Source organism: Chitinophaga sp. NPDC101104, assembly GCF_050277495.1.
In the GTDB taxonomy this organism is placed as follows: domain Bacteria; phylum Bacteroidota; class Bacteroidia; order Chitinophagales; family Chitinophagaceae; genus Chitinophaga.
The window spans coordinates 820598-834506 of the sequence record NZ_JBNNSF010000001.1; the positions used below are offsets into that span (position 1 = coordinate 820598).

The window sequence follows — 13909 nt, forward strand, 5'->3', positions numbered from 1 at the left end:
GCTTATTTCGAATATGCCGACTTATGTCTTCCGGAAATAAACATCCCTATCCGCTCCTTATAACCATGGGCGCCATCGTGGGCCTGGCAGCGGTTTCGTTCCTGAAACCGGTGGTTTCAGCGGGTAATTACACCCTTCGTCCACTCGATATTTTCGCCGATCTGCGTACACCCGATCCCGTTACGGAAACGGTTACCGACACGGCTTTGCTGGCCGCGGCAGACACGGCCCAAGGAGCGGATTCCCTGCACAGGGCGCCCCTCCCGCCGCGGGACTATCTCACTTACCCGGGTATTCTCGATTACGGCTATACGACGGGCCCCTCCGGCGCCGGGATGCACCACTTCGTGGAAGCCCTCCGCCAACTCCGCACCGGGTCCCGCAAGAAAGTACGCATCGCCTATTTCGGGGATTCCATGATCGAGGGAGACCTCATCACCCAGGACCTCCGCGATAGCCTCCAGGCCTACTTCGGCGGCGAAGGCGTCGGGTTCGTGCCCGCCACTTCGGTCGTTTCAGGCTTCCGGACGACCATCACGCACAGCTTTTCTCCCAACTGGACCGACTATCATTTCAAAAATTCCCCGCCCGCCGGCGTGGAGCTTGGCATTTCAGGGCACGCCTTCATGCCCGCCCCCGAAAGCTGGGTGCGCTTCCAGCCCGTCAAACGGCAACGCCTCGACGAATTCGGCGAAGTGAGCCTGCTGTACGGGAAAGGCGCCGGACAGGTAAAGATCAACGACCGGCCCGCAGAACTGCACGGCAATGGTAACCTCAACGCCTACTCGTTCCTCGCCGATTCGGCCACCCGCTCCCTTACCTTCAAATTCGCCGGCGAACAGAAAGTACCGCTCTACGGCGTATGCTTCGAAAGCGGGAACGGGATTTTCCTCGATAATTTTTCTTTCCGCGGGATCAGCGGCATCGAGCTGGGCAAACTCAGCAGCGACATGTGGAAACAGGTACAGTCGGTACGCCCGTACGACCTGATCGTGCTGCATTACGGCGCCAACGTGCTGTTTATGCCCGAAAACACGCGGTTCGACTGGTACGAGCGGCCCATGGAAAAGGTGGTGGATTCTTTGCGGAGGTATTTCCCGCAGTCCAGCTTCCTCATCGTGGGCACGGCAGACAAATCCTACCGCAAGAACGGAAAGTACGTGACGGCTCCCGGTGTGAAGGCGCTGCTGAAAGTGCAGCACCAGTTCGCCGAAGAGAACGGCATGGCTTACTGGAACCTCTATTCCGCCATGGGAGGAGACGGGGCGATGGCGCGCTGGGTGGAAGGCGAGCAGGCGCTGGCCAATAAAGATTACACACACTTCAACTTCCGCGGGGCATCCAAAGTGGGCGCCCTGCTGTATAAAGCGATCATGGATGAATTCAGGCAGGAAGCTATGTAGACGGGCGGTTGCCATGATGTTGCTGGCCGGCGGCTGGCTGGGCGCGCATGCCCAGAAGCTGATGAACGATACGGGATTGTACCCCGTGTACGAATTGCTCGATACGAGCAACAATGCCGTGCGCATCCTCCAGCTCGGCGACTCCCACGTGCAGGGAGGCTTTCTGCCCGATGCCGTGCGGATGGTACTGCAAGACAAATTCGGGTTTGCGGGGCGGGGGTTCGTGTTTCCCTACAACCTGGCCGGCACCAACGGCCCGGAAGGTTACAAATGGAGCAGCAACGCCAGCTGGAACCGGGAAAGAATGGTAGACCGTAATCTCGCCGAATGGCCCGGGCCCGGAGGCATCATGCTTACCCGTGGACCGTCGGCCGCTACGATGGAATTTACTTCCGACAGCGCCATCCATTGGCTGCGGGTCTGGTATAAAGGGAACGATCTGCCTGAAGTGGCCGGCGGGAACGTGTTCGAAGGCAGTAAGGAAGCGCCGGAGCACGAAGTGCGCATCCTGGCAGACAGCGGAACAACGGCCGTTGCGATGCGCTTTCCGGCCATCAGCAGGTTTTATGGAGCGGTAGACGAGCGTGATGGCAAAGGGATTACCTACAGCGCCATCGGTATCAACGGCGCCCAGTTCCAGCAATACAATCTTTTCGACGGCGGTGTTGCCGGCGCGGCGGCAATGATGACGAAGCCCGCGCTGGTCATCTTTTCGCTGGGCACGAACGAGGCGTTCGGCAAAGTAACGGCCGATCAGTTCAGAATGGAAGTAGAAAAGACGATCACGGCCATCCGGGAATACGCCCCCGGTGCAAGGTTCCTCTTCACCACGCCGCCTTCCGGCATGATGAAAATGGCGAGGGTCGCTTACCGCCCGAAAGGCTCCAAGCGCACGAAGTACCGCAACAAATTCATGGCGGTGCCCCAGGCCGCGGTGCTCCGCCAGGCCATCATCGATTTCTGCCGCGAAGAAGGCCACGCCTATTGGGACCTCTTCGGCGAAATGCGGGCCGATAGCCGGTATACCCGCGCCTGGAGCCACGATCATGTCCACTTTAACGCATACGGTTACCGCCTGCAGGGCGAACAGCTCGGAAAAGCCATCCTGCAAGGGTATCGTAACTGGCAACAAACCATACGGAAAAACTGACGCATGTCCCTCGACAACCTGACCTCCCTGCTCCTGTACAACGATAAGTCGCCGATACTATTCAACAGCGGCTTCTTCCTGTTCTTCCTCGCGGCATTCCTGCTTTGCTACCAACTGGTGCGCAACAGCGAACGCGGACGGGTAGCCGTTTTCAGCTTCTTCAGCCTGTACTTTTTCTACCTCGCCTGCGGCAGCTACGTCATGCTCGTCATCATCGCCGCCATCGTGGATTTTTATCTCAGCAACCGCATCCACCGCGAAACGAAGGATAGTGTCAGGAAAGGATTGCTTTGGTTCAGCGTCGTCATCAACATCGGCCTGCTGTTCTATTTCAAATACACGAATTTCTTCATCACCTGCATCAACGACCTCGCCGGCGGGAACATCCATCCCATCCAGGTTTTGCTGCCGATCGGGATTTCGTTTTATACGTTCGAGAACCTCAGTTACACGATTGACGTGTATCGCAGGGAGATCAAGCCGGTAGACAAGTTCATGGATTACCTGTTCTTCCTGTCGTTTTTCCCGAAACTGATGATGGGCCCCATCGTTCGTGCGGCAGATTTCATCCCGCAGATCCGCCGGCCATACGTGCTGTCGAAGGAAGACGTGGGGAAAGGGATGTTCCTCATCATGAACGGGCTTTTCAAAAAGGTGGTCATCTCGGATTTCATTTACCAGCATTTCGTACAATATATTTTCGACGATCCCGCGCGCCATACCGGTATCGAATGCCTGTTGGGCGTTTACGGCTACGCGATGGTGATCTATTGCGACTTTTCCGGCTATTCCGACATGGCGATCGGGATTGCCCGGTGGACGGGCTTCGTCATCCCCCCGAACTTCGACAAGCCGTACCAAAGCAGTTCCATCACGGAGTTCTGGCGGAGATGGCATATTAGTTTGTCGAGCTGGCTGCGTGATTACGTCTACATTCCTTTGGGCGGCAACCGTAAGGGTAAGTTCCGGCAGTACGTGAACCTGATGCTGACAATGCTCGTGGGCGGGTTCTGGCATGGCGCCAGTTGGAATTTCATATTCTGGGGAGGCGTGCATGGCGGGGCTTTGGCGGTCGATAAATTATGGGCCGGCTGGCAGAAAAAACGGCAATGGTTACGGGCCACGCCTTTGCGGGCGGGTCTGTGGAAAATTGGCGGCGTGCTGTTCACGTTCCACCTGGTTTGTTTCTGCTGGATATTTTTCAAGTCGGAAACGTTCGCCGGGGCCTGGGAATTGCTGGGGCAGGTGACGGGGAATTTCCAGGGGCATTTGCTGGGCGAGGTGCTGGCCGGATACCCGGAAGTGTTTATGTTGATGGGTTTGGGCTATTTGCTGCATTTTTTACCGTCGAAATGGGATGAAAAACTGTCGCTGGGCTTTTCCAACCTGCATTGGGCGGGAGCGGCGGCGGTGATGGTGCTGTTTATCTGGATGTTGAACGAGGTGAAGACGCAGGAGCCCATGATGCCGATATATTTACAGTTTTAATGGGTTTTTGGGTTACAGGGATTTAAAAATCAAAGTATATGCGTCTTTTTTCTCATGCGTATGCACAAACGTGATAATATTCGAGTAACTTTGCGACCTAACTTTTGTCATTCAAAGTATAATTTATGCGTACTGTTACACTGAGGAGAGTCGTAGTAACCGGGATGGGAGCCATCACGCCGATCGGTCTGGATGTAAACTCCTTCTGGGAAAACATGAAAGCCGGTAAGAGCGGCGCAGGCCCTATTACCCGGTTCGACACCACAGCATTCAAGACTAAATTCGCCTGTGAACTGAAAGGGCTGGACATAGATGCATATATAGAGAAGAAGGAAGCGCGGAAGATGGATATGTTTACGCAGTATGCCATGATTGCCGCACAGCAGGCGATCGAGAACAGCGGCGTGAACCTGGAGACGGTGGACCGTAGCCGGTTTGGAGTGATCTGGGCGTCGGGGAACGGCGGTATGCAGACCTTCGAAGACCAGATCGTAGAATTCGCGCAGATGAATTTCGTTCCGAAGTTCAATCCGTTCTTCATTCCCCGTTTGATTTCCGACATCGCTGCCGGCCAGATCGCGATCAAGTACGGGCTGATGGGTATCAACTATTGCACCGTTTCTGCCTGCGCTTCTTCCAACAGTGCGCTGGTAGACGCTTTCAACTATATCCGTCTCGGCAAGGCCAACATGATCGTGGCCGGTGGTTCCGAGAGCCCTGTAACACGCGCTGGCATCGCGGGTTTCAACGCTTTGAAGGCGCTGAGCACCCGTAACGACGATCCGCAGCATGCTTCCCGTCCGTTCGACAAAGACCGTGATGGTTTTGTAATGGGCGAAGGTGCGGGAGCGATCATTCTCGAAGATTACGACCATGCGATCGCGCGCGGGGCTACGATCTACGGTGAAATGGTGGGCGGTGCCATGAGCTGCGACGCTTACCATCTCACGGCTACGCATCCTGAAGGGCTTGGCGCGCAGCTGGGCATGAAGGAGGCGCTGGACGATGCGGGGCTTACGCTGACCGATGTGGATTATATCAATGCGCATGCTACTTCCACGCCGCTGGGCGACGTGAGCGAGCTGAAGGCGATCAAGACGCTGTTCGGCGACCATGCGAGCAAGCTGAACATCAGTGCTACGAAATCGATGACGGGGCACCTGTTGGGCGCAGCCGGTGCGATTGAAGCGATCGCCTGTATCATGGCGGTGAAGGAAGATATCGTTCCTCCGACGATCAATACGACCGAGCTGGGAGAAGACATCCCTGCGGGCCTGAACCTGACGCTGGGACAGGCGCAGCAGCGTACGGTGAATGTGGCGCTGAGCAATACGTTTGGATTTGGCGGGCACAATGCCATTGCGGCTTTCGCGAAGTTCAAGGGCTAAAACGCACAAACATAATTGACGATAAAAAGGGCGGAAATACAACTTCCGCCCTTTTAGTTTTTTACGCATTATCAAATCAAATATTCCAAATTCCCCTTCTTTTTGCTAAAATTTTTAGTATTTTTGCTTTCGTTAACCTTCAATCCGAATGCGATGTAGGCTGTTTTATCACAACTTGATTGATTTCCGATTTTTGCCATTGCCTGAGGGGCGGCTATGCTGTAATGCAGTATGGGCGGTTGTTCCGGGTAATTCCTGCGACGGGCTGTAATAGCCGCTGGTGCGCTGCGAGATGCAAGTGCCGAAGAAAATCTGCGCAGGTACGGGAGTGATGGCTGATGTTTGTTCGCGGCGAAGTGTCGCTGCGGGCGGGCAGTGTATTGCACACGAAGTATAAGACAAGCCCGGTATAGATGCGCCGGGTGCGCGGGATGTTTCCCGGTGCTAAGGTCCTGCGGCGGAAGCCTGGGGGGCCGGAGCGGGGAGGATCGAAGCGCGGCTTTGTGGATGGTTGTTCCGGCGTGGCGGGATTCTCCAATAATCGGGAAAGAAAATGAAGCTGGATAAGGCATCCGGGCAAAGCGGCCGGATAAAAGCAAAACAAAACAAGTAATGAAACATTGTAAAACCCTGTTCGTGCTGGTAGCAGCCTCCATTGTTATGTTGACATCGGGATGTGCCCGGCAGACGGTTCACCCGGTACCGATCCGTTATAATTTCCTGGATCATATTCCGGACTACGATCCCATGTTGATGGACACTGAATCTTTGTCCACACCCCATTCCGTTGTGCCCGATACCGCCCGTACGGCGGCTTTCGGGGCAACGAAAAAATCCCCTGTTCCCGTTTCGTACCGGTTCAGGGTGGCATCCGGCCCGGAGGGCGAGCCACAATTGCCCGGCAACACGCCCGGTGGTGAATTGACGGGACCCGCTGCGCAAGCGGTTCCTATGGCAACGATGCATCGCATCCAGCCGATCGCATTCCAATTCAAACCGGAAGCAACACCGGACAACGATCCCATGTTGCTGGAAAGGGAAGCATTGGTGAAAAGTGCGATCGAGCCGACGGAACCCGCTGCGGAAGCTGGTTCCATGGCAACGGTGCATCGCATCCAACCGATCGCATTCCAATTCAAACCGGAAGCAACACCGGACAACGATCCCATGTTGCTGGAAAGCGATGCATTGGTGAAAAGTACGATCGAGCCGACGGAACCCGCTGCGACAGGGGGTGCTATGGCGAAGGTGCATCGCATCCAGCCGATCGCATTCCAATTCAAACCGGAAGCAACACCGGACCACGATCCCATGTTGCTGGAAAGGGAAGCATTGGTGAAAAGTGCGATCGAGCCGACGGAACCCGCTGCGGAAGCTGGTTCCATGGCAACGGAGCATCGCATCCAGCCGATCGCGTTCCAATTCAAACCGGGAGCAACGCCGGATCAGGATCCCATGTTGCTGGGAACGAACATTTCTCCGATCGCGGAAGGAAACATCGCGAAAACAAAGCCTGATCCGGGTTACAGGATGATGCAAAAGCAACCCGCCCCGGTACGTTTCCGCTTCCGGTTGGAGCACATCCCGGATTACGACCCCATGTTACAAATCACGGAATCCGTTGCCAACACGGGTGTGACCCAGCGAATCTCCACGCTGGCGGCCACTTCCACTTCAGTGAAAAGTTATCGCTGAGTGGAAATTCCGACCGGCCGGAGGCGGCGCAGGGAAGTGGTCTCCCCGCTGCCGGAAAGCCTCCGGTCATTTTTTAACGGCCTTTCAAAAGTGTTATCAGTGCGAAGCGCCGATCTGGTAAGCGCCGGACAAATTCCGGCAGGAAAGTAAGCAAGCGGGCGCATCATCTGATGCGCCCGTTGTTGTTGAGCAGGTTATCTGGGATTGGTCAAGTGCTGATGTGTATTTGAGCTACCCGTCATAACGGACATCGCCGATCCCGGCCACATTGCCTGGTATCCGCCGACCAGCGCGTTTTACCCGGCCGGCGGATAAAAATATATGCTAGAATTTGCCGGGATGACCGGAACGGCATTGGTACGACAGCGTTACGGTGCGTATGTGCACACCGGATGCCGGATCGCTGCCGGTACGGTGATCATATGAAATTACCTTTCCACTGCTGATCACGACATTGGCGATCGATTCGGTAGCAAATTGGTAGCCGCCCATATTCCAGGCAATGGTTTTGGGAAGATGGCGGGGCTTGAGGTCAATGGACCCGAATTGTTCCAGCAGGAAGGTTGCAGACCACGTAGGCTGGGAGGATGTGAGGTAATAAATCTGCGCCGGCTTGATGGGTGCGTTGTAATTGTAGGTCCATTCCGTAACGCTGGATCCGTCTGTCAGTTTGAGCACATTGCCATGAGCGTCGCGGATGACCTGTGCTTCTTTGACCACGCCGCCGGGGATCGATTCATTGTAGGTCACTACGAAGCTGGTCAGTTTTTTGGAGGAATTGTACTTGTAGCGGGTACGCGCCGGAATCTCGTTGGGAAGCCCGGTATTGTACCAGGTGGCAGAATCGGGTTGTCCGCAGGCGTTGAACCAGGCATCCATGCGCTTGATGGCCGTGGCGCTGTCGGTCAGCGTCAGCCGGTTGCCGGAATAAGTGATGTTGCTCACGTACGGCACTCCCCAGCCGGTCAGGTAGCCACGGTGTTTAACCGGCCGGTTGTCGGAACCGCGGAAGATTTCGGAGTTGTATTCCGGTCCTTCGGAAACGCGGCTCAGGCCCACCGTGGTATGCAGTGCCGTTAGCTGGCAGTCTGCGGGGTCGGGACAATTTTGTTGCGGGAAATGCGGGTTCTTTTTGCAGGCGAGCAGGGAAAGGCAGGCCAGGAAGAGAATAACAGGGATTTGTTTCATGATGGAGGGATTGTTGATATGAAAAAATGATATAGGGAATTTTGTTGGGCCCGTTTGACCGGAAATGCTGCAGGTTCCTGTTGTTATCGAAAGCCCGGCGGCTAGGGCATTTTACCCGCTGCCGTAACCGCCGGGAAGATGATTCAACTAAAATTTAGGGCCGCCGCTGTAACCACGGCAGTTCCAGGTGAGCGTGATGGTATTGCCATAAAGCCATTCGGTAGATTCTTCGGGTTTGGCCCACACTTCGTAAGACAACAGTTTTTCGCCGCTGATGACGAAGTTGGTGAACATCGTGGGGGTGAAAACGTAACCGTTCATGCAATCCTGCTTCGTTTTGGGCAAATGGCGCGGACGGAAATCGATCAGGCCGAATTGCTCGAGAATGATGGTGCTGGACCAGAAAGCCGTTACGCTGGACTGGTACCCAAACTGCAATGGCGGCGTGGGTTTGGAATAATCGTACGTCCATTTGACGAAGGTCATGCCATCGGTCATTTCCAGTACGTTGCCATGGGCATCGCGTTTGATAACGATGTTGTGAACGCTTTGATAGGGCGTGAACGCGTTGTAGACAGACCTGAACCCGGTGAGTTTTTTGTCGGCGTTGTAATGGTAATATACGTGGTGCGGATGGTCGTAAGTGGTGCCGAGGGCATACCAGGCCAGGGAGTCCGGCTGGCCGCAGGCGTTCAGCCAAACCTCCATTTGTTTTTGGCCGGAAGCGCTGTCTGTCAGCACCATCCGGTTGTCCGGATAGCTGATGTTGTTGACCGTAGGTACCTCCCAGCCGGTGGCATAGCCGCGGTATTTGATGGGGCGGTTAGCGGCATCGCGTGTGATTTCTGCGGAGTTTTCGGGGAGGCCTTCAGACCGGGGGCCGTTCCCCTGGGTGGTGTGCATCACCGTGAGCTGGCAGTTGGCGGGTTCCGGGCATTTTCCGGTATGCGGGGGATAATGGGGCTTCCTGCAGGCCGCGGAAGAGATAGCGGCGAGCAACAGTGCGTAATGGAATGTTTTCATTTCATGCTATGTTTTAACGTGATGTGGGTAAACAGCCTGGGGCAAACAGATCAGTTCGGGTGACATTCAATCTCGGCACGGTTCCACAGCAAGGGCAAGGAAAACAGTTATTTATGGTGAATGAATGGGTATAGACCGGGGATAATCCCGCCAGTGCGACAAAGGCGGACAGTTCGGGAAATATCGGGAGCATGGGCCGTTCATCCGGCAGGGGATAACAACTTGCATTTCGTTCTGGATTTTTGCAGGGTATATAGATCAGCAGGGACTCGGGTTAACAGCACTCCCCCGAAAGGGATGCATAAAATTAACCGGAATGCCGACATGTAGTGTGCCTGTCTTCACATATTTGATTTATTGATATTTATTTTTTCATTATATAATTGGGGAAACTCGGATTTTTCCATCCCTTGGTAAATGCGTAGTTTTATACCCTCAATTTGCGTTCGGGATCTAATATGGCAAAAAAGCAAAAAACAACGGAACAACCGGCTCCCATCGTGCACAGCGATGAAATGATCGAAGTTTACGGCGCCAGGGAACATAACCTGAAAAACCTGGATATCCGTATTCCGAAAAACAGTCTGGTCGTAATTACAGGCATCAGCGGCAGCGGCAAATCGTCGCTGGCGTTCGACACCATTTACGCCGAAGGCCAGCGCCGGTACATGGAAAGCTTCGGGGCCTACGCCCGCCAGTTCATCGGCGATATGGAACGCCCGGATGTAGACAAGATCACCGGCCTGTCTCCCGTTATTTCCATCGAGCAGAAAACGACCAACAAGAACCCCCGTTCCACCGTTGGCACCATCACCGAGATTTACGACTTCCTCCGCCTGCTCTACGCCCGCGCCAGCGAAGCCTTCTCTTATAACACCGGCAAGCGCATGACCCGCTTCTCCGAAGAGGAGATCATGGCGCACATCTTTTCCCATTTCCCGAAAAAGAAACTGGTCATCCTCGCCCCCCTCGTCCGTGGCCGTAAAGGCCACTACCGCGAGCTTTTCGAACAAGTCCGCAAACAGGGGTTCCTTAAAGTACGGGTAGACGGGGAAGTGATGGACCTCAAGGAAAGGATGCAGGTAGACCGGTACAAGATCCACGACATCGAACTGGTGATCGACCGCATCCAGGTGCAGGACGATGCCCGCGTGCGCATCAGCCAGAGCGTCCAGAAAGCGCTCCAGCTGGGCAAAGGGCTCATGTTCGTCATGGACCACGATTCCGGCAAGCTTTCCCAATACAGCCGGCAGCTGATGTGTGAAGACACGGGCATTTCCTACGAAGAGCCGTCGCCCAACACCTTCTCCTTCAACTCGCCCTACGGCGCCTGCCCCCGCTGCAAAGGCCTCGGCACCATTTATCAGATCAATATGGACGATGTGCTGCCCGACCGCAGCAAATCCATCAACGAAGGCGGCCTCGTGCCCCTCGGCGAAGCGCGCGACACCTTCACTTTCAAGCAGGTACAGCAACTCGCCAAAAAATATAAATTCTCCCTTTCCGCGCCCATCGATAAAATCCCCGAAAACGCCCTCAATGTGCTCCTTTTCGGTGACGAGAACGGCAAACTGGAAGTGGACATGGGATTCGAGGAAAACGGTGCCCCCGAGCCATACGCCACCGAATACGAAGGCGTGGTAAATATGGTGCGCCGGTATTTCAACGACACTTCTTCCGACTACGTGCGCAACTGGGCCGAAGGCTTCATGCAGCTTTCGGCTTGCCCCGAATGCAACGGCACCCGCCTCAAGAAGGAAAGCCTCATGTTCAAGGTAGACGGGAAAAACATTTCCGAGCTCGGTGAACTGAACCTCGCCAGCCTGGCCGTTTGGTTCAGCGATATCGAGAAACGCCTGAGCAACAAGCAGAACGTGATCGCCAAAGACGTGCTGAAGGAAATCCGCGAACGCCTCGGGTTCCTGCTGGACGTGGGCCTCACTTATCTCACGCTCAACCGTCCCACCCGCACGCTTTCCGGCGGCGAAAGCCAGCGCATCCGCCTGGCCACGCAGATCGGTTCCCAGCTCATGGGCATCACCTATATCCTCGACGAGCCTTCCATCGGGCTGCACCAGCGCGACAACATGCGCCTCATCGACGCACTGCGCAACCTCAAGGAAATGGGGAACTCGGTGCTGGTGGTGGAACACGATAAAGACATCATGCTGCACGCAGACCACCTGATCGATATCGGTCCGGGCGCGGGCCTGCACGGCGGCCAGGTAGTTGCCCAGGGCACCCCGGCTGAAATGCTGAAGCTGAAAACCGCCACGGCGGGATATCTGAACGGGATACACGAAATCACCGTACCCAAAGAGCGCCGCAAAGGCAACGGGAAGTTCCTGGAACTGAAAGGCGCATCCGGCAACAACCTCAAAAATGTCGGCATTAAGCTGCCGCTCGGTACGTTCATCTGTGTGACCGGTGTATCCGGCAGCGGCAAATCCACGCTCATCAACGAAACTTTATACCCGATCCTTTCCCGCCATGCCTACAACTCCAAACTGATGCCCATGCCGTATAAAAGCGTGAAAGGGCTGGAGGAGCTGGACAAGGTGATCGAGATCGACCAGTCGCCCATCGGGCGCACCCCGCGTAGCAATCCCGCTACCTATTGCGGCTTCTTCACGGAGATCAGGCAGCTTTTTGCCGCGGTGCCCGAAGCCAAAATCCGCGGGTACAACGCCGGCCGTTTCTCCTTCAACGTGAAAGGCGGCCGCTGCGACGTTTGTGAAGGCGCGGGCGTTCGGGTGATCGAAATGAACTTTCTGCCGGATGTGTACGTGCATTGCGAAAAATGTAACGGCCGCCGCTATAACCGCGAAACCCTCGAGATCCGCTATAAAGGCAAATCCATCAGCGATGTGCTGGATATGACCGTCGAAGAAGCCGTGGAATTCTTCCAGGCAGTGCCCTACCTTCACCGCAAAGTGAAGACCCTGCAAGACGTTGGCCTGGGATACATCACCCTGGGGCAATCGGCCGTAACCCTTTCGGGTGGCGAGGCACAGCGGGTGAAAGTGGCGACTGAACTGTCGAAAAAGGATACCGGTAAAACCATCTATATCCTCGACGAGCCCACAACAGGGCTCCATTTCCAGGACATCCAGCTGCTGCTCAATGTGTTGAACAAACTGGTAGACCGCGGGAATACGGTACTCGTGATCGAGCATAACCTCGACGTGGTGAAGGTGGCGGATTATGTAGTAGACCTCGGCCCCGAAGGCGGCGAAGGCGGCGGGCGTATCCTCGCCACCGGGACACCGGAAGAAGTCAGCAAGTGCAAGGAAAGCCATACCGCCCTATTTTTGAAGAAAGAACTCAAGCAATAGGCGAACATGCCAACAGCCCGTTATATGAAATATCTGTTCCTGTTTCTTTGTTGCATAGCGGCCATTTCCGCATGCGACGACGATACCAAGGTGTGCGACCAGGATACGCGTACCTTTGCCAACATCCGTTTCCGCTATCCCGTTCCCGGCAATCCCTCCCAGATAAAAGATACCGTGCTGCCCAAGGTGACGGTGTTTGCCCTGAACAAAGACAGCCTGATCCGGAAGCGCACCGGCCTCAGCGGCATGCAATTGCCGCTCGATCTGCATAACGATACGAGCCGGTTCTATTTCCAGACAGACAGTACGGCGAAGGCCGACACGCTTACCTTTGCGTATAAACGCCAGCCACATTTCGTGTCGGCCGGGTGCGGCGTAGTGATGTATTTCAACATCGACTCCGCCTGGTCTACGAAAAATGTCGTGAAATCCGTGCAGCTCAACGCCAAAAACATAACAACGATTAATGAAATTCACATTATCCTCCATTTTTAGCGCCTGCTTCCTGCTGGTCGCCTGCTGTGCCGTTGCGCAGGATAAAGGTGCTGCCGCCCCGCAGGACAAAAAGAAGGATTCCGCGAAGGCCCTGGTGGTGGAAGTGCCGGCAGGGCTGCGTATCGGTACGGACCTGTCGCGCATTGCGATGCACTTTTTCCAACCCTATCGTACAGACGCCACCATTACCCTCGACGCCCGTTACCGCGACCGTATTTTCTTCGCTTCGGATATTTCCTGGAACCGCACTTCGCATTCGGACACCCTGTACAATTACAAGGGCAACGGCATCGCGATTTCGCTGGGTGTGAATTACAACCTGTTGAAAAAGCAGGTGCCGAAAGAGAATTTCATGCTGTTCGCCGGGATGAAATACGGATTTGCGCTGTTCAACTACGAATTACCGAAATACGAGGTGCCCGGCAGTTACTGGGGAGATTACCAGGGCAGCCTGGCTTCGTCCACCAAAACGGCCCACTGGGTGGAAGTGTCAGTAGGGATGAAAGTGGAAGTACTGAAGAATTTTTACCTCGGCTGGAGCATCCAGGACCGGTTGCTGCTGACGAAGAAAATATCGAAAGGCGATTACCCGCCGATGGTGATCCCGGGTTTCGGTAAAGGTAACAAGGGCAACGTGTTCGATATGCAGTACACGATCTCTTATTTGCTGCCGATGTGGAAAGTGAAGCAGAAAATGAGCCTTCCCTGATAGGATGGAACGAAAGATATGCGTCCCCGGTTGCT

At 55.1% G+C, this 13909-nt stretch carries 10 protein-coding genes; 8 read left to right on the top strand and 2 right to left on the bottom strand.

The window, feature by feature from the left end:
• The first annotated feature begins 23 nt into the window (after window positions 1–23).
• From ACQKLP_RS03530 to ACQKLP_RS03550, 5 genes are all read left to right on the top strand, one after another.
• Complete coding sequence (locus ACQKLP_RS03530) at window positions 24–1403, top strand: hypothetical protein (RefSeq protein ID WP_427320108.1); 1380 nt, start codon at window positions 24–26, stop codon at window positions 1401–1403.
• Window positions 1404–1416: 13 nt separating this feature from the next.
• The gene (locus ACQKLP_RS03535) at window positions 1417–2553 is read left to right on the top strand and encodes a GDSL-type esterase/lipase family protein (RefSeq protein ID WP_427320110.1); all 1137 of its coding nucleotides are present in this window, start codon (window positions 1417–1419) and stop codon (window positions 2551–2553) included.
• A gap of 3 nt (window positions 2554–2556) precedes the next feature.
• Window positions 2557–4041 (top strand): MBOAT family O-acyltransferase, encoded by a 1485-nt coding sequence (locus ACQKLP_RS03540; RefSeq protein ID WP_427320112.1) that lies wholly within the window; start codon window positions 2557–2559, stop codon window positions 4039–4041.
• Window positions 4042–4166: 125 nt separating this feature from the next.
• On the top strand, window positions 4167–5429 hold the full coding sequence (fabF, locus tag ACQKLP_RS03545; RefSeq protein ID WP_427320114.1) for a beta-ketoacyl-ACP synthase II: 1263 nt from the start codon (window positions 4167–4169) through the stop codon (window positions 5427–5429).
• Between the two features lie 612 nt (window positions 5430–6041).
• Window positions 6042–7124: a hypothetical protein gene (locus ACQKLP_RS03550; protein WP_427320116.1), complete on the top strand. Its 1083-nt coding sequence runs from the start codon at window positions 6042–6044 to the stop codon at window positions 7122–7124.
• A 324-nt stretch (window positions 7125–7448) separates the two neighbouring features.
• Here ACQKLP_RS03550 and ACQKLP_RS03555 read toward each other — a convergent pair whose 3' ends face one another.
• Both ACQKLP_RS03555 and ACQKLP_RS03560 read right to left on the bottom strand, forming a co-directional pair.
• Window positions 7449–8312, bottom strand: a complete 864-nt coding sequence (locus ACQKLP_RS03555; RefSeq protein WP_427320118.1) for a hypothetical protein — start codon at window positions 8310–8312, stop codon at window positions 7449–7451.
• Between the two features lie 147 nt (window positions 8313–8459).
• Window positions 8460–9335: a hypothetical protein gene (locus ACQKLP_RS03560; RefSeq protein WP_427320120.1), complete on the bottom strand. Its 876-nt coding sequence runs from the start codon at window positions 9333–9335 to the stop codon at window positions 8460–8462.
• Window positions 9336–9793: 458 nt separating this feature from the next.
• On the opposite strand from ACQKLP_RS03560, the gene uvrA reads away from it, so the two are divergent.
• The 3 genes from uvrA to ACQKLP_RS03575 are packed head-to-tail and all read left to right on the top strand — an operon-like array spanning window position 9794 to window position 13874.
• Window positions 9794–12670, top strand: a complete 2877-nt coding sequence (gene uvrA / locus ACQKLP_RS03565; protein ID WP_427320122.1) for an excinuclease ABC subunit UvrA — start codon at window positions 9794–9796, stop codon at window positions 12668–12670.
• A gap of 24 nt (window positions 12671–12694) precedes the next feature.
• Complete coding sequence (locus tag ACQKLP_RS03570) at window positions 12695–13165, top strand: DUF6452 family protein (RefSeq protein ID WP_427320124.1); 471 nt, start codon at window positions 12695–12697, stop codon at window positions 13163–13165.
• Complete coding sequence (locus ACQKLP_RS03575) at window positions 13137–13874, top strand: DUF6048 family protein (RefSeq protein WP_427320126.1); 738 nt, start codon at window positions 13137–13139, stop codon at window positions 13872–13874. The genes ACQKLP_RS03570 and ACQKLP_RS03575 overlap by 29 nt, the downstream gene beginning before the upstream one ends.
• Window positions 13875–13909 lie beyond the last annotated feature (35 nt).